Below are 18,059 nucleotides of genomic sequence, written 5' to 3'. Positions count from 1 at the left end.
GTCAACCTCACTCATATGGCCATGAATATGGCGTTTTCGAGTATCTCGGAGTGACAAAATATCACTGATACGTGCGCAATCCTCGTTTGTCGTGATCCCAGATCAGGCCTAGGATCAAAGGCACAAGAAACCGCTCCCCTATTTCGAGGATTTCGCTCATGGCCGGTAAAGCAAGCTTCAACTGGATCGACCCGCTGCTGCTGGATCAGCAGCTCACTGAAGAAGAGCGCATGGTGCGTGACAGCGCTTATCAGTTCGCCCAGGACAAGCTGGCCCCGCGCGTGCTGGAAGCCTTCCGTCACGAACAGACCGACCCGGCGATCTTCCGCGAGATGGGTGAAGTCGGCCTGCTCGGTGCGACCATTCCCGAGCAATACGGTGGCAGCGGCCTGAACTACGTGTGCTACGGCCTGATTGCCCGCGAAGTGGAGCGTATCGACTCCGGCTACCGTTCGATGATGAGCGTGCAGTCTTCGCTGGTGATGGTGCCGATCAACGAATTCGGTACCGAGGCGCAAAAACAGAAATACCTGCCCAAGCTGGCCTCTGGCGAGTGGATTGGCTGCTTTGGCCTGACCGAGCCTAACCACGGCTCCGACCCAGGCTCGATGATCACTCGTGCCAGGAAGGTCGATGGCGGCTATCGCCTGAGTGGCAGCAAGATGTGGATTACCAACAGCCCGATCGCCGATGTTTTCGTGGTCTGGGCCAAGGATGATGCTGGCGATATCCGCGGCTTCGTCCTGGAAAAAGGCTGGGAAGGCCTCAGCGCTCCGGCGATCCACGGCAAGGTCGGCCTGCGTGCGTCCATCACCGGTGAAATCGTCATGGACAACGTGTTTGTTCCTGAAGAGAACATCTTCCCGGATGTGCGTGGCCTTAAAGGTCCGTTCACCTGCCTGAACTCGGCGCGTTATGGCATTTCCTGGGGAGCGCTGGGTGCTGCCGAGGCCTGCTGGCACACCGCTCGCCAGTACACCTTGGACCGTCAGCAGTTTGGTCGCCCACTGGCTGCCAACCAGCTCATCCAGAAGAAGCTGGCCGACATGCAGACCGAAATTACCCTGGCCCTGCAAGGTTGCCTGCGCCTGGGGCGCATGAAGGACGAGGGCACCGCAGCGGTGGAAATCACTTCGATCATGAAGCGCAACTCCTGCGGCAAGGCCCTGGATATTGCCCGCATGGCCCGCGACATGCTCGGTGGCAACGGCATCTCAGACGAGTTCGGTGTGGCGCGCCATCTGGTCAACCTTGAGGTGGTCAACACCTATGAGGGTACCCATGATGTGCATGCGCTGATCCTCGGGCGCGCGCAAACCGGCATCCAGGCCTTCTACTGATAAGGAGCCAGTCCATGGGCGCGCTATCTCATCTGCGGGTGCTCGACCTCTCCCGTGTGCTGGCGGGGCCTTGGTCTGGCCAGATCCTGGCGGACCTCGGTGCCGACGTGATCAAGGTCGAGCGCCCTGGTAGTGGCGACGATACCCGTTCCTGGGGGCCGCCCTTCCTCAGGGATGCCGAGGGCGAGAATACCAGCGAGGCTGCCTATTACCTGTCGGCAAACCGAAACAAGCGCTCGGTGACCATCGACTTCACTCAGCCGGAAGGCCAGCGCCTGGTGCGCGAGCTGGCGGCCAAGTCGGATATTGTCATTGAAAACTTCAAGGTCGGTGGGCTGGCAGCTTATGGGCTGGATTACCCGAGCCTGAAGGCGATCAACCCCAAGCTTATCTATTGCTCGATTACTGGTTTCGGCCAGACCGGGCCGTATGCCAAGCGCGCGGGGTATGACTTCATGATCCAGGGCCTGGGTGGGCTGATGAGCCTGACCGGTCGCCCGGATGGAGAAGAAGGTGCCGGGCCGGTGAAGGTGGGTGTTGCGCTGACCGATATTCTGACCGGGCTGTATTCGACAGTGGCAATTCTGGCCGCCCTCGCCTACCGCGATCAGCATGGCGTAGGTCAGCACATCGATATGGCACTGCTCGACGTGCAGGTGGCTTGCCTGGCCAACCAGGCGATGAACTACCTGACCACCGGCAACTCGCCACGGCGGCTGGGCAACGCCCACCCTAATATCGTGCCTTACCAGGACTTCCCGACAGCGGATGGTGATTTCATCCTTACCGTGGGTAACGATGGCCAGTTCCGCAAGTTTGCCGAGGTGGCCGGGCAACCGCAGTGGGCAGATGACCCGCGTTTCGCTACTAATAAGCAGCGAGTGGCGAACCGGGCCGAGCTGATTCCGCTGATTCGTCAGGCGACGGTATTCAAGACGACTGCCGAATGGGTGAGTCAGCTGGAGGCTGCCGGGGTGCCGTGCGGGCCGATCAACGACCTGGCGCAGATGTTCCAGGATCCGCAGGTGTTGGCTCGGGGGCTGGCGGTAACCATGCCCCATGGGTTGGCTGGGAGTGTGCCGCAGGTGGCCAGCCCGATCCGGCTGTCCGAAACGCCTGTGGAGTACCGGCGTGCTCCGCCGTTGTTGGGCGAGCATACGGAAGCGGTGTTGGGTGATGTGCTGGGAATGGATGCTGATGCTGTAGAGCAGTTACGTATCGCTGGCGTGCTTTGACTCTATATAGAGACGGTGAAGAGCGGGGAGGCCGTCAGGCCTCCCCGCTTTGCTTTTCAGCGATATTGAAGTTTCTTGAAATTAACGGTTGACGCGCTTTCGAATCCCCTTATAATGCGCCCCACTTCCAGCGACATCGGAACGACAAACTCCTTGAAATTCAACGAGTTAGGTAGTTAAGGTGAGGTTGGAGGCGCTTCGATCGAATGATCGATAACGGTTGAGACGAAGGTTGACAGCGGTTTTAAACGCTGTATTATTCGCCTCCCGCTACGAGAGATCGCAGCGAGTCAAGTGTTTGAAGCTAAACGAGTTTCTCGCAAAAAACTTCAAAATAAACGCTTGACAGACTCTGAGGAAAGCGTAGAATGCGCGCCTCGGTTGAGACGAAAAGCTCTTAACCAAACGCTCTTTAACAAATCGAATCAAGCAATTCGTGTGGGTGCTTGTGAGTACGGACTGATAGTCACAAAGATTATCAGCATCACAAGTGGCCATGCGAGAAATCACATAGTCATTTGAGATTGCTGAGCCAAGTTTAGGGTTTCTTAAAAACCCAAGCAGTATTGAACTGAAGAGTTTGATCATGGCTCAGATTGAACGCTGGCGGCAGGCCTAACACATGCAAGTCGAGCGGATGACGGGAGCTTGCTCCTTGATTCAGCGGCGGACGGGTGAGTAATGCCTAGGAATCTGCCTGGTAGTGGGGGACAACGTTTCGAAAGGAACGCTAATACCGCATACGTCCTACGGGAGAAAGCAGGGGACCTTCGGGCCTTGCGCTATCAGATGAGCCTAGGTCGGATTAGCTAGTTGGTGAGGTAATGGCTCACCAAGGCGACGATCCGTAACTGGTCTGAGAGGATGATCAGTCACACTGGAACTGAGACACGGTCCAGACTCCTACGGGAGGCAGCAGTGGGGAATATTGGACAATGGGCGAAAGCCTGATCCAGCCATGCCGCGTGTGTGAAGAAGGTCTTCGGATTGTAAAGCACTTTAAGTTGGGAGGAAGGGCAGTAAGTTAATACCTTGCTGTTTTGACGTTACCGACAGAATAAGCACCGGCTAACTCTGTGCCAGCAGCCGCGGTAATACAGAGGGTGCAAGCGTTAATCGGAATTACTGGGCGTAAAGCGCGCGTAGGTGGTTTGTTAAGTTGGATGTGAAAGCCCCGGGCTCAACCTGGGAACTGCATCCAAAACTGGCAAGCTAGAGTACGGTAGAGGGTGGTGGAATTTCCTGTGTAGCGGTGAAATGCGTAGATATAGGAAGGAACACCAGTGGCGAAGGCGACCACCTGGACTGATACTGACACTGAGGTGCGAAAGCGTGGGGAGCAAACAGGATTAGATACCCTGGTAGTCCACGCCGTAAACGATGTCAACTAGCCGTTGGAATCCTTGAGATTTTAGTGGCGCAGCTAACGCATTAAGTTGACCGCCTGGGGAGTACGGCCGCAAGGTTAAAACTCAAATGAATTGACGGGGGCCCGCACAAGCGGTGGAGCATGTGGTTTAATTCGAAGCAACGCGAAGAACCTTACCAGGCCTTGACATGCAGAGAACTTTCCAGAGATGGATTGGTGCCTTCGGGAACTCTGACACAGGTGCTGCATGGCTGTCGTCAGCTCGTGTCGTGAGATGTTGGGTTAAGTCCCGTAACGAGCGCAACCCTTGTCCTTAGTTACCAGCACGTAATGGTGGGCACTCTAAGGAGACTGCCGGTGACAAACCGGAGGAAGGTGGGGATGACGTCAAGTCATCATGGCCCTTACGGCCTGGGCTACACACGTGCTACAATGGTCGGTACAGAGGGTTGCCAAGCCGCGAGGTGGAGCTAATCTCACAAAACCGATCGTAGTCCGGATCGCAGTCTGCAACTCGACTGCGTGAAGTCGGAATCGCTAGTAATCGCGAATCAGAATGTCGCGGTGAATACGTTCCCGGGCCTTGTACACACCGCCCGTCACACCATGGGAGTGGGTTGCACCAGAAGTAGCTAGTCTAACCTTCGGGAGGACGGTTACCACGGTGTGATTCATGACTGGGGTGAAGTCGTAACAAGGTAGCCGTAGGGGAACCTGCGGCTGGATCACCTCCTTAATCGACGACATCAGCCTGCTGATGAGCTCCCACACGAATTGCTTGATTCATGGTTGAAGAAGCACTTGATCAGAACTCAGAAATGAGCATTCAGGTCGAATGTTGATTTCTGACTTTTGTCAGACCGTTCTTTAAAAATTCGGATATGTGATAGATATAGACTGAACACCAGTTTCACTGCTGGTGGATCAGGCTAAGGTAAAATTTGTGAGTTCTGCTCGAAAGAGCGACGTGCGAATTTTCGGCGAATGTCGTCTTCACAGTATAACCAGATTGCTTGGGGTTATATGGTCAAGTGAAGAAGCGCATACGGTGGATGCCTTGGCAGTCAGAGGCGATGAAAGACGTGGTAGCCTGCGATAAGCTTTGGGGAGTCGGCAAACAGACTGTGATCCAGAGATCTCTGAATGGGGGAACCCACTCAGCATAAGCTGAGTATCTTGTACTGAATACATAGGTGCAAGAGGCGAACCAGGGGAACTGAAACATCTAAGTACCCTGAGGAAAAGAAATCAACCGAGATTCCCTTAGTAGTGGCGAGCGAACGGGGACCAGCCCTTAAGTTGGTTTGAGATTAGTGGAACGCTCTGGAAAGTGCGGCCATAGTGGGTGATAGCCCCGTACACGAAAATCTCTTATCAATGAAATCGAGTAGGACGGAGCACGAGAAACTTTGTCTGAACATGGGGGGACCATCCTCCAAGGCTAAATACTACTGACTGACCGATAGTGAACCAGTACCGTGAGGGAAAGGCGAAAAGAACCCCGGAGAGGGGAGTGAAATAGAACCTGAAACCGTATGCGTACAAGCAGTGGGAGCCTACTTTGTTAGGTGACTGCGTACCTTTTGTATAATGGGTCAGCGACTTATATTCAGTGGCGAGCTTAACCGAATAGGGGAGGCGTAGCGAAAGCGAGTCTTAATAGGGCGTTTAGTCGCTGGGTATAGACCCGAAACCGGGCGATCTATCCATGGGCAGGTTGAAGGTTAGGTAACACTGACTGGAGGACCGAACCGACTACCGTTGAAAAGTTAGCGGATGACCTGTGGATCGGAGTGAAAGGCTAATCAAGCTCGGAGATAGCTGGTTCTCCTCGAAAGCTATTTAGGTAGCGCCTCATGTATCACTGTAGGGGGTAGAGCACTGTTTCGGCTAGGGGGTCATCCCGACTTACCAAACCGATGCAAACTCCGAATACCTACAAGTGCCGAGCATGGGAGACACACGGCGGGTGCTAACGTCCGTCGTGAAAAGGGAAACAACCCAGACCGTCAGCTAAGGTCCCAAAGTCATGGTTAAGTGGGAAACGATGTGGGAAGGCTTAGACAGCTAGGAGGTTGGCTTAGAAGCAGCCACCCTTTAAAGAAAGCGTAATAGCTCACTAGTCGAGTCGGCCTGCGCGGAAGATGTAACGGGGCTCAAACCATGCACCGAAGCTACGGGTATCACCTTTAGGTGATGCGGTAGAGGAGCGTTCTGTAAGCCTGTGAAGGTGAGTTGAGAAGCTTGCTGGAGGTATCAGAAGTGCGAATGCTGACATGAGTAACGACAATGCGAGTGAAAAACTCGCACGCCGAAAGACCAAGGTTTCCTGCGCAACGTTAATCGACGCAGGGTTAGTCGGTCCCTAAGGCGAGGCTGAAAAGCGTAGTCGATGGAAAACAGGTTAATATTCCTGTACTTCCAGTTATTGCGATGGAGGGACGGAGAAGGCTAGGCCAGCTTGGCGTTGGTTGTCCAAGTTTAAGGTGGTAGGCTGAGATCTTAGGCAAATCCGGGATCTCAAGGCCGAGAGCTGATGACGAGTGCTCATTAGAGCGCGAAGTGGTTGATGCCATGCTTCCAAGAAAAGCTCCTAAGCTTCAGATAACTGGGAACCGTACCCCAAACCGACACAGGTGGTTAGGTAGAGAATACCAAGGCGCTTGAGAGAACTCGGGTGAAGGAACTAGGCAAAATGGCACCGTAACTTCGGGAGAAGGTGCGCCGGCGAGGGTTAAGGACTTGCTCCGTAAGCCCATGCCGGTCGAAGATACCAGGCCGCTGCGACTGTTTATTAAAAACACAGCACTCTGCAAACACGAAAGTGGACGTATAGGGTGTGACGCCTGCCCGGTGCCGGAAGGTTAATTGATGGGGTTAGCGCAAGCGAAGCTCTTGATCGAAGCCCCGGTAAACGGCGGCCGTAACTATAACGGTCCTAAGGTAGCGAAATTCCTTGTCGGGTAAGTTCCGACCTGCACGAATGGCGTAACGATGGCGGCGCTGTCTCCACCCGAGACTCAGTGAAATTGAAATCGCTGTGAAGATGCAGTGTATCCGCGGCTAGACGGAAAGACCCCGTGAACCTTTACTATAGCTTTGCACTGGACTTTGAATTTGCTTGTGTAGGATAGGTGGGAGGCTTTGAAGTGGGGACGCCAGTTCTCATGGAGCCATCCTTGAAATACCACCCTGGCAACTTTGAGGTTCTAACTCAGGTCCGTTATCCGGATCGAGGACAGTGTATGGTGGGTAGTTTGACTGGGGCGGTCTCCTCCCAAAGAGTAACGGAGGAGTACGAAGGTGCGCTCAGACCGGTCGGAAATCGGTCGTAGAGTATAAAGGCAAAAGCGCGCTTGACTGCGAGACAAACACGTCGAGCAGGTACGAAAGTAGGTCTTAGTGATCCGGTGGTTCTGTATGGAAGGGCCATCGCTCAACGGATAAAAGGTACTCCGGGGATAACAGGCTGATACCGCCCAAGAGTTCATATCGACGGCGGTGTTTGGCACCTCGATGTCGGCTCATCACATCCTGGGGCTGAAGCCGGTCCCAAGGGTATGGCTGTTCGCCATTTAAAGTGGTACGCGAGCTGGGTTTAGAACGTCGTGAGACAGTTCGGTCCCTATCTGCCGTGGACGTTTGAGATTTGAGAGGGGCTGCTCCTAGTACGAGAGGACCGGAGTGGACGAACCTCTGGTGTTCCGGTTGTCACGCCAGTGGCATTGCCGGGTAGCTATGTTCGGAAGAGATAACCGCTGAAAGCATCTAAGCGGGAAACTTGCCTCAAGATGAGATCTCACTGGAACCTTGAGTTCCCTGAAGGGCCGTCGAAGACTACGACGTTGATAGGTTGGGTGTGTAAGCGCTGTGAGGCGTTGAGCTAACCAATACTAATTGCCCGTGAGGCTTGACCATATAACACCCAAGCAATTTGAGCGTAAGCGCCAAATTGTGGTGGTGAAGATGATACGAACCGAAAGTTCGCAACGAACCACAACATCACATATCCGGATTCGCTGGGCTGTCCATCTGGACATTCTGGCTACAGAATTTCTTGACGACCATAGAGCATTGGAACCACCTGATCCCATCCCGAACTCAGCAGTGAAACGATGCATCGCCGATGGTAGTGTGGGGTTTCCCCATGTGAGAGTAGGTCATCGTCAAGATTCATTTCGCAAAACCCCTATCTGCGCAGGCAGGTAGGGGTTTTGTCTTTAAGTAGAAGCTGTCGCTTCTCCTGGTAGGCTGAAAGCCAACCGGTGGTGGTAAAAAGGTGGTTGACAGCGTTTTTGAATGCTGTATTATTCACCTCCCGCGACGAGAGATCGAAGCGAGTTAAGTGTCTGAAGTTAAACGAGTTTCTCGCAAAAAAACTTCAAAATAAACGCTTGACAGGCTCTGAGGAAAGCGTAGAATGCGCGCCTCGGTTGAGACGAAAAGCTCTTAACCAAACGCTCTTTAACAAATCGAATCAAGCAATTCGTGTGGGTGCTTGTGAGTACGGACTGATAGTCACAAAGATTATCAGCATCACAAGTGACCATGCGAGAAATCACATAGTCATTTGAGATTGCTGAGCCAAGTTTAGGGTTTCTTAAAAACCCAAGCAGTATTGAACTGAAGAGTTTGATCATGGCTCAGATTGAACGCTGGCGGCAGGCCTAACACATGCAAGTCGAGCGGATGACGGGAGCTTGCTCCTTGATTCAGCGGCGGACGGGTGAGTAATGCCTAGGAATCTGCCTGGTAGTGGGGGACAACGTTTCGAAAGGAACGCTAATACCGCATACGTCCTACGGGAGAAAGCAGGGGACCTTCGGGCCTTGCGCTATCAGATGAGCCTAGGTCGGATTAGCTAGTTGGTGAGGTAATGGCTCACCAAGGCGACGATCCGTAACTGGTCTGAGAGGATGATCAGTCACACTGGAACTGAGACACGGTCCAGACTCCTACGGGAGGCAGCAGTGGGGAATATTGGACAATGGGCGAAAGCCTGATCCAGCCATGCCGCGTGTGTGAAGAAGGTCTTCGGATTGTAAAGCACTTTAAGTTGGGAGGAAGGGCAGTAAGTTAATACCTTGCTGTTTTGACGTTACCGACAGAATAAGCACCGGCTAACTCTGTGCCAGCAGCCGCGGTAATACAGAGGGTGCAAGCGTTAATCGGAATTACTGGGCGTAAAGCGCGCGTAGGTGGTTTGTTAAGTTGGATGTGAAAGCCCCGGGCTCAACCTGGGAACTGCATCCAAAACTGGCAAGCTAGAGTACGGTAGAGGGTGGTGGAATTTCCTGTGTAGCGGTGAAATGCGTAGATATAGGAAGGAACACCAGTGGCGAAGGCGACCACCTGGACTGATACTGACACTGAGGTGCGAAAGCGTGGGGAGCAAACAGGATTAGATACCCTGGTAGTCCACGCCGTAAACGATGTCAACTAGCCGTTGGAATCCTTGAGATTTTAGTGGCGCAGCTAACGCATTAAGTTGACCGCCTGGGGAGTACGGCCGCAAGGTTAAAACTCAAATGAATTGACGGGGGCCCGCACAAGCGGTGGAGCATGTGGTTTAATTCGAAGCAACGCGAAGAACCTTACCAGGCCTTGACATGCAGAGAACTTTCCAGAGATGGATTGGTGCCTTCGGGAGCTCTGACACAGGTGCTGCATGGCTGTCGTCAGCTCGTGTCGTGAGATGTTGGGTTAAGTCCCGTAACGAGCGCAACCCTTGTCCTTAGTTACCAGCACGTAATGGTGGGCACTCTAAGGAGACTGCCGGTGACAAACCGGAGGAAGGTGGGGATGACGTCAAGTCATCATGGCCCTTACGGCCTGGGCTACACACGTGCTACAATGGTCGGTACAGAGGGTTGCCAAGCCGCGAGGTGGAGCTAATCTCACAAAACCGATCGTAGTCCGGATCGCAGTCTGCAACTCGACTGCGTGAAGTCGGAATCGCTAGTAATCGCGAATCAGAATGTCGCGGTGAATACGTTCCCGGGCCTTGTACACACCGCCCGTCACACCATGGGAGTGGGTTGCACCAGAAGTAGCTAGTCTAACCTTCGGGAGGACGGTTACCACGGTGTGATTCATGACTGGGGTGAAGTCGTAACAAGGTAGCCGTAGGGGAACCTGCGGCTGGATCACCTCCTTAATCGACGACATCAGCCTGCTGATGAGCTCCCACACGAATTGCTTGATTCATTGTAAAAGACGATGCTGTAAAGCGACCCTGTTATAGGTCTGTAGCTCAGTTGGTTAGAGCGCACCCCTGATAAGGGTGAGGTCGGCAGTTCAAATCTGCCCAGACCTACCATTACATGGTTCAGCCGCGCTGTAGTAGCAGATATACGGGGCCATAGCTCAGCTGGGAGAGCGCCTGCCTTGCACGCAGGAGGTCAGCGGTTCGATCCCGCTTGGCTCCACCACTTCCGCCGTACGCAGTCACTTGTCAGAACTTAGAAATGAACATTCAGTTCGAATGTTGATTTCTGACTTTTGTCAGATCGTTCTTTAAAAATTCGGATATGTGATAGATATAGACTGAACACCAGTTTCACTGCTGGTGGATCAGGCTAAGGTAAAATTTGTGAGTTCTGCTCGAAAGAGCGACGTGCGAATTTTCGGCGAATGTCGTCTTCACAGTATAACCAGATTGCTTGGGGTTATATGGTCAAGTGAAGAAGCGCATACGGTGGATGCCTTGGCAGTCAGAGGCGATGAAAGACGTGGTAGCCTGCGATAAGCTTTGGGGAGTCGGCAAACAGACTGTGATCCAGAGATCTCTGAATGGGGGAACCCACTCAGCATAAGCTGAGTATCTTGTACTGAATACATAGGTGCAAGAGGCGAACCAGGGGAACTGAAACATCTAAGTACCCTGAGGAAAAGAAATCAACCGAGATTCCCTTAGTAGTGGCGAGCGAACGGGGACCAGCCCTTAAGTTGGTTTGAGATTAGTGGAACGCTCTGGAAAGTGCGGCCATAGTGGGTGATAGCCCCGTACACGAAAATCTCTTATCAATGAAATCGAGTAGGACGGAGCACGAGAAACTTTGTCTGAACATGGGGGGACCATCCTCCAAGGCTAAATACTACTGACTGACCGATAGTGAACCAGTACCGTGAGGGAAAGGCGAAAAGAACCCCGGAGAGGGGAGTGAAATAGAACCTGAAACCGTATGCGTACAAGCAGTGGGAGCCTACTTTGTTAGGTGACTGCGTACCTTTTGTATAATGGGTCAGCGACTTATATTCAGTGGCGAGCTTAACCGAATAGGGGAGGCGTAGCGAAAGCGAGTCTTAATAGGGCGTTTAGTCGCTGGGTATAGACCCGAAACCGGGCGATCTATCCATGGGCAGGTTGAAGGTTAGGTAACACTGACTGGAGGACCGAACCGACTACCGTTGAAAAGTTAGCGGATGACCTGTGGATCGGAGTGAAAGGCTAATCAAGCTCGGAGATAGCTGGTTCTCCTCGAAAGCTATTTAGGTAGCGCCTCATGTATCACTGTAGGGGGTAGAGCACTGTTTCGGCTAGGGGGTCATCCCGACTTACCAAACCGATGCAAACTCCGAATACCTACAAGTGCCGAGCATGGGAGACACACGGCGGGTGCTAACGTCCGTCGTGAAAAGGGAAACAACCCAGACCGTCAGCTAAGGTCCCAAAGTCATGGTTAAGTGGGAAACGATGTGGGAAGGCTTAGACAGCTAGGAGGTTGGCTTAGAAGCAGCCACCCTTTAAAGAAAGCGTAATAGCTCACTAGTCGAGTCGGCCTGCGCGGAAGATGTAACGGGGCTCAAACCATGCACCGAAGCTACGGGTATCACCTTTAGGTGATGCGGTAGAGGAGCGTTCTGTAAGCCTGTGAAGGTGAGTTGAGAAGCTTGCTGGAGGTATCAGAAGTGCGAATGCTGACATGAGTAACGACAATGCGAGTGAAAAACTCGCACGCCGAAAGACCAAGGTTTCCTGCGCAACGTTAATCGACGCAGGGTTAGTCGGTCCCTAAGGCGAGGCTGAAAAGCGTAGTCGATGGAAAACAGGTTAATATTCCTGTACTTCCAGTTATTGCGATGGAGGGACGGAGAAGGCTAGGCCAGCTTGGCGTTGGTTGTCCAAGTTTAAGGTGGTAGGCTGAGATCTTAGGCAAATCCGGGATCTTAAGGCCGAGAGCTGATGACGAGTGCTCATTAGAGCGCGAAGTGGTTGATGCCATGCTTCCAAGAAAAGCTCCTAAGCTTCAGATAACTGGGAACCGTACCCCAAACCGACACAGGTGGTTAGGTAGAGAATACCAAGGCGCTTGAGAGAACTCGGGTGAAGGAACTAGGCAAAATGGCACCGTAACTTCGGGAGAAGGTGCGCCGGCGAGGGTTAAGGACTTGCTCCGTAAGCCCATGCCGGTCGAAGATACCAGGCCGCTGCGACTGTTTATTAAAAACACAGCACTCTGCAAACACGAAAGTGGACGTATAGGGTGTGACGCCTGCCCGGTGCCGGAAGGTTAATTGATGGGGTTAGCGCAAGCGAAGCTCTTGATCGAAGCCCCGGTAAACGGCGGCCGTAACTATAACGGTCCTAAGGTAGCGAAATTCCTTGTCGGGTAAGTTCCGACCTGCACGAATGGCGTAACGATGGCGGCGCTGTCTCCACCCGAGACTCAGTGAAATTGAAATCGCTGTGAAGATGCAGTGTATCCGCGGCTAGACGGAAAGACCCCGTGAACCTTTACTATAGCTTTGCACTGGACTTTGAATTTGCTTGTGTAGGATAGGTGGGAGGCTTTGAAGTGGGGACGCCAGTTCTCATGGAGCCATCCTTGAAATACCACCCTGGCAACTTTGAGGTTCTAACTCAGGTCCGTTATCCGGATCGAGGACAGTGTATGGTGGGTAGTTTGACTGGGGCGGTCTCCTCCCAAAGAGTAACGGAGGAGTACGAAGGTGCGCTCAGACCGGTCGGAAATCGGTCGTAGAGTATAAAGGCAAAAGCGCGCTTGACTGCGAGACAAACACGTCGAGCAGGTACGAAAGTAGGTCTTAGTGATCCGGTGGTTCTGTATGGAAGGGCCATCGCTCAACGGATAAAAGGTACTCCGGGGATAACAGGCTGATACCGCCCAAGAGTTCATATCGACGGCGGTGTTTGGCACCTCGATGTCGGCTCATCACATCCTGGGGCTGAAGCCGGTCCCAAGGGTATGGCTGTTCGCCATTTAAAGTGGTACGCGAGCTGGGTTTAGAACGTCGTGAGACAGTTCGGTCCCTATCTGCCGTGGACGTTTGAGATTTGAGAGGGGCTGCTCCTAGTACGAGAGGACCGGAGTGGACGAACCTCTGGTGTTCCGGTTGTCACGCCAGTGGCATTGCCGGGTAGCTATGTTCGGAAGAGATAACCGCTGAAAGCATCTAAGCGGGAAACTTGCCTCAAGATGAGATCTCACTGGAACCTTGAGTTCCCTAAAGGGCCGTCGAAGACTACGACGTTGATAGGTTGGGTGTGTAAGCGCTGTGAGGCGTTGAGCTAACCAATACTAATTGCCCGTGAGGCTTGACCATATAACACCCAAGCAATTTGAGCGTAAGCGCCAAATTGTGGTGGTGAAGATGATACGAACCGAAAGTTCGCACTGTTCACAAAAGCACCACAACATCACATATCCGAATTCGCTGGGCTGTCCATCTGGACATTCTGGCTACAGAATTTCTTGACGACCATAGAGCATTGGAACCACCTGATCCCATCCCGAACTCAGCAGTGAAACGATGCATCGCCGATGGTAGTGTGGGGTTTCCCCATGTGAGAGTAGGTCATCGTCAAGATTCATTTCGCAAAACCCCTATCTGCGCTTGCAGGTAGGGGTTTTGTCTTTAAGTAGGAACTATAGAGATTCGCGGGTACGTCCTAGGGACGGACCGGCACACAGAATTTCTTGACGACCATAGAGCATTGGAACCACCTGATCCCATCCCGAACTCAGCAGTGAAACGATGCATCGCCGATGGTAGTGTGGGGTTTCCCCATGTGAGAGTAGGTCATCGTCAAGATTCAAACAAAAAGCCCCTGTCTGCATTGCAGACAGGGGCTTTTTCTTTTCCGGCTACAACGCACTGCCGTAGCCTTCGATGGCCGTTAGCGGGCGAGTTGTTTGTCCAGGTAGTTCCGGATTACCCGCGCGCCATTGTTCAGGTGCTGCTCTAGTACTCTGACTGCCTCGTTGACCAATTTGTCAGCGGCAGCATCCACCAGGGCGTTATGGTCGTCCTGGGTCAACTTGCCCAGCCCCATGGACGACAAGTGGAAACGCAGGAAGCGCTCTTCCTCGTTCAGCTCATTCTCGATCAGGCGCAGCAGTTTCTGATTGGATGCCTTGCTATAGAGCGCCATATGGAACAGTCGATTGAGACGGCCGATTTCCGCATGACTGGTTTCGTTCTCCAACTGCTGGATATAGCCACGGGCGCTGGCAATGTCGCTGGCATCAAGCAACGGAATCGACTGGCGCAGCGCTTCACTCTCGAGGAGCACACGCAACGCATAGGTGTCGACCGCGTCCTCGCCAATCAACGGAGCGACCACTGCGCCTTTGTGCATTTCTACCTTTAAAAGCGACTGCGCCTCCAGCTGACGCAGTGCTTCGCGCACTGGCATGCGGCTGACGCCGTACAAATCGGCGATCTCCTGTTGGCGCACGGCAGTGCCGGGTGGCAGACGGCCATCGAGAATGGCGCTGCGCAGGCGTTCTTCGATGACGCCACGGGCTAGGTGTGCCGGCAGCTGCTCGCTGGCCAGCACGTTACTGAGTTTGATTTTCTCGGCCAAACGAAGTGTGCCTCGACGACAAAAGTTGGATCCAATGACACTAGTAAGAGGCGAGGGGGCTTGTCAAACCTGCGCCCGCGACAAAGCGGGTGGCCCAAGCTCACAAATATGGTGGATGAGTTTTACCGGCAAAGGAAGCGACACACACTAAGCGCTAACAATAAAGTTATAGCCAGCCGACCATCGGCTAGATGATTGCGCGGTGCCATTGTCTTTTGAGTGGCCAAGCCGCACCATCGCTGCTTTCGGACGATCTGAACAGGGCTTCGCAGTGGCGATTACCCGGCTGCTCAAAACCGCCGTGCGACGTGTTGGCCTTGCCCTGCTGCTGGGAAGCTTGCTGCTGGGCGTGTTGCACGCGGATTGGGACTTTGCCGAAATCAGTCGCAAGTCCCAGGCCCTCTACGGGCCGCTCGGAGCAGGTAAGGGCCGTATCGATGCCTGGCAGAACCTGATGGCCACCCAGAGCCAGGGTAGCGAGCTGCAGCGCCTGCAGGTGGTCAACCAGTTCTTCAACAAGCAATTGCGCTATGTCGAGGACATCGACCTTTGGCACGAGGTCGACTACTGGGCCACACCGATCCAGGCGCTGATAAAGGGTGCGGGCGACTGCGAGGATTACGCCATCGCCAAATACTTCAGCCTGCGCCGCATGGGGATCCCCAGCGAGAAGCTGCGCATCACCTACGTCAAGGCCTTGCGCCAGAACCGCGCGCATATGGTCCTGACCTATTATTCAACCCCACAGGCCCAGCCACTGGTGCTCGACAGCCTGATGGATGCAATCAAGCCGGCCAGCCAGCGGCCCGACCTGCTGCCAGTTTATGCCTTCAACGGTGAAGGCCTGTGGCTTACCGGTGCTGCAGGCAACAAGAAGGTTGGCGATACCAAGCGTCTGTCCCGCTGGCAGGACTTGCTGAAGAAAATGCAGGCCGAAGGGTTCCCGGCCGAACCGATTTACTGAAGGAGCACAGATGTCACTGTTCAAACAATTGCTGTTGGCCATTTGCCTGTTCCTGGTGGTCGCGTTCAGCGGCAGCTTCATGGTCAGCCTGGAAAGCTCGCGCAGCCAGTACGTCAACCAATTACGCTCGCACGCCCAGGACGCGGCCACTGCGCTGGCATTGTCGCTGACGCCGAACATCGATGACCCGGCGATGGTCGAGCTGATGGTCAGTTCGATCTTCGACAGTGGCTATTACGCCAGCATCAAGGTCGTGGACCTTGGTTCCAATGCCGTGCTGGTGGAGCGACATGCCGAGCCAGACCCAGGCAGCGTGCCTGCCTGGTTCATCCACCTGATTGGCCTGGAAGCTGCCGGCGGCGATGCCATCGTCAGCCGTGGCTGGCAACAGGCTGCGCGGGTCGAAGTGATCAGCCACCCGATGTTCGCTATCGCCAAGCTCTGGCAGAGCGCATTGGGCAGCCTTGGCTGGCTGTTGCTGTGTGGCGCGGCAAGTGCAGTGCTCGGCGCCTTGCTGCTGCGTCGCCAGCTGCGCCCGCTGGATTATATGGTCGAACAGTCCCACGCCATTGCCCGTCGTGAGTTCCTCAGCCTGCCAGAGCTGCCGCGTACGCCGGAACTGCGCCGCGTGGTGCAGGCGATGAACCAGATGGTCGAAAAGCTCAAGGCCTTGTTCACCGAGCAGGCCGAACGCAGTGAGCGGTTGCGCGCGGAGTCATATCAGGACAGCCTCACCGGGTTATCCAACCGGCGATACTTTGAGATGCAGCTGACAGCCCGAGTCAGCAACCTGGAAGAGGCCCGCGCCGGTTACCTGCTGCTGCTGCGTGTGCAGGGGCTGGCAGGGCTCAATGCGCGTCTCGGCGGCCAGCGCACCGACCAACTGCTGCAGGCAGTGGGTGAGCAGCTGCGGCGTACCTGCGCCACCTTCCCAGAGACCAACGACCTGATCTCGCGTAGCCGTGGCGGTGAGTTTGCCGTCTTGGCACCCGGTATGGTCCACGAGGACGCTGTACGGCTTGCCCAGGCCCTTGAGGCGGCACTGCAGAGCCTGCACGAAACCGGTGCCAGCGATATCTCTCCGGTCGCCTGCATTGGCCTGGCACCTTTCAGCCCGGGGGATGCACCACAGGCGCTGCTCAAACTGGCCGACGAGGCTCTGGCACGTGCAGAGAATCAGCCAACACCGGGTTGGGTCTGCCTCGAGCAGGGCGCGGCTGCCGTTGCTGGCGACAGCCAGCACGAGTGGCATACGCGCCTGGACGAGGCGTTCGTCCAAGGCCGTTTTGAGTTGTTCTTCCAACCGGTGGTGCAGGCTCAGGCCACTCAACGGGTGCTCCACTACAAAGTGATCTCGCGGCTGCTCGACGAGCAGGGCGAGGCCTTGCCCGCTGGCCGCTTCCTGCCCTGGCTGGAGCGCTTTGGCTGGATGTCGCGGCTGGACTTGCTGGTACTGGAAAAAGTGCTTGCGCACCTGCGCAGCCACGGCCAGGTACTGGCCGTCAACCTTTCCGCCGCGACCCTGGCCGACCCCAGGGCACTGCAGCGGGTCTATGAACTGCTGGGCCAGAACTCGGCGCTGGGCGAACGGTTGATCATCGAAATCGGCGAAGAACAACTGCCGGAGCAGGCTGCACTGGAACAATTGACCCGGCGTCTGCATGGTCTCGGTTTTGCTCTGGCGCTGCAGCGCTTTGGGGGCCGGTTCAGCATGATTGGCAACCTGGCGCATCTGGGCCTGGCGTATCTGAAGATCGATGGCAGTTACATCCGCAACATCGACCAGGAGCAACACAAGCGGCTGTTTATCGAAGCCATCCAGCGTGCAGCGCACAGTATCGATCTGCCATTGATCGCCGAGCGGGTCGAGACCGAAGGCGAACGGCAGGTACTGCAGGGAATGGGTATCGAAGGGATCCAGGGCCGGCTGTCTGGAGAGCCCGCGCCCTGGCGCTGAGCTCAGATCAGGCCGCCTTCCTCCTCTTCCTCGATCAGGTTGTTCAGGCTGCCCAGCGCCTTGCGCGCGCTGGAGCGGCTGAGCAGCTTGGCCTGTGCCCCCGGCGGCAGGTCAGTGATGCTGAACACGCCCTTGGCTGTCAGCACCTCGATCAGGTCTTCGAGCACGCGGATCATGTCCAGGTCGCTTTGCTTGAGTTGCTTGAGGCTGTTTTCGACGACATCGTCGGCGAACCACTCCTGGATTTCCGCATGGTCGGCGGGCAGGATTTCCGTGTACTCGGCATAGGGCGCGGCTTCCACCCGCGCCAACTGCCCCTCGCCGTCGCGTTGCACATAGAACATGGCGTCCATCCTCGTCACG

General features: G+C 54.9%; 6 protein-coding genes, 2 tRNA genes and 7 rRNA genes. 13 read left to right on the top strand and 2 right to left on the bottom strand.

The features are described 5' to 3' along the window. Window positions 1–158 precede the first annotated feature (158 nt). From BUQ73_RS25615 to rrf (BUQ73_RS25565), 11 genes are all read left to right on the top strand, one after another. A complete protein-coding gene (locus BUQ73_RS25615; protein ID WP_027917221.1) occupies window positions 159–1,340 on the top strand; it encodes an acyl-CoA dehydrogenase in 1,182 nt (393 codons plus the stop codon). A 14-nt stretch (window positions 1,341–1,354) separates the two neighbouring features. After that, window positions 1,355–2,575 (top strand): CaiB/BaiF CoA transferase family protein, encoded by a 1,221-nt coding sequence (locus BUQ73_RS25610; RefSeq protein WP_079230181.1) that lies wholly within the window; start codon window positions 1,355–1,357, stop codon window positions 2,573–2,575. A gap of 568 nt (window positions 2,576–3,143) precedes the next feature. Further along, a 16S ribosomal RNA gene (locus tag BUQ73_RS25605) occupies window positions 3,144–4,680 on the top strand. 289 nt (window positions 4,681–4,969) lie between these two features. Beyond that, window positions 4,970–7,862: ribosomal RNA gene (locus BUQ73_RS25600) — 23S ribosomal RNA — on the top strand. A 138-nt stretch (window positions 7,863–8,000) separates the two neighbouring features. Further along, window positions 8,001–8,116 (top strand): 5S ribosomal RNA (rrf, locus tag BUQ73_RS25595). 448 nt (window positions 8,117–8,564) lie between these two features. Beyond that, a 16S ribosomal RNA gene (locus BUQ73_RS25590) occupies window positions 8,565–10,101 on the top strand. Between the two features lie 85 nt (window positions 10,102–10,186). Next, window positions 10,187–10,263: transfer RNA gene (locus BUQ73_RS25585), tRNA-Ile, on the top strand. Between the two features lie 36 nt (window positions 10,264–10,299). Continuing rightward, a tRNA-Ala gene (locus BUQ73_RS25580) sits at window positions 10,300–10,375 on the top strand. Window positions 10,376–10,618: 243 nt separating this feature from the next. Next, window positions 10,619–13,511, top strand: a 23S ribosomal RNA gene (locus tag BUQ73_RS25575). Window positions 13,512–13,659: 148 nt separating this feature from the next. Continuing rightward, window positions 13,660–13,775 (top strand): 5S ribosomal RNA (rrf, locus tag BUQ73_RS25570). A gap of 109 nt (window positions 13,776–13,884) precedes the next feature. Next, a 5S ribosomal RNA gene (gene rrf / locus BUQ73_RS25565) occupies window positions 13,885–14,000 on the top strand. The 16S, 23S and 5S rRNA genes sit together here with 2 tRNA genes alongside, the layout of an rRNA operon. 85 nt (window positions 14,001–14,085) lie before the next feature. Here rrf (BUQ73_RS25565) and BUQ73_RS25560 read toward each other — a convergent pair. Continuing rightward, window positions 14,086–14,775, bottom strand: coding sequence for a GntR family transcriptional regulator (locus BUQ73_RS25560; RefSeq protein WP_079230180.1), 690 nt, complete (start codon window positions 14,773–14,775; stop codon window positions 14,086–14,088). A 202-nt stretch (window positions 14,776–14,977) separates the two neighbouring features. On the opposite strand from BUQ73_RS25560, the gene lapG reads away from it, so the two are divergent. Beyond that, window positions 14,978–15,739 (top strand): cysteine protease LapG, encoded by a 762-nt coding sequence (gene lapG, locus BUQ73_RS25555; protein ID WP_192858675.1) that lies wholly within the window; start codon window positions 14,978–14,980, stop codon window positions 15,737–15,739. Window positions 15,740–15,749: 10 nt separating this feature from the next. Next, window positions 15,750–17,696 carry a cyclic di-GMP receptor LapD gene (gene lapD, locus BUQ73_RS25550; RefSeq protein ID WP_079230178.1) on the top strand — a complete coding sequence of 649 codons (1,947 nt, stop codon included), beginning with the start codon at window positions 15,750–15,752 and terminating at the stop codon, window positions 17,694–17,696. Between the two features lie 2 nt (window positions 17,697–17,698). Here lapD and BUQ73_RS25545 read toward each other — a convergent pair whose 3' ends face one another. Further along, on the bottom strand, window positions 17,699–18,040 hold the full coding sequence (locus BUQ73_RS25545) for a hypothetical protein (RefSeq protein ID WP_027919379.1): 342 nt from the start codon (window positions 18,038–18,040) through the stop codon (window positions 17,699–17,701). Window positions 18,041–18,059 lie beyond the last annotated feature (19 nt).

The sequence above is a fragment of the Pseudomonas putida genome (assembly GCF_002025705.1).
GTDB lineage: Bacteria > Pseudomonadota > Gammaproteobacteria > Pseudomonadales > Pseudomonadaceae > Aquipseudomonas > Aquipseudomonas putida_J.
Note: the sequence above shows the minus strand (reverse complement) of the source record. Positions and strands in the feature narration are given on the sequence as shown.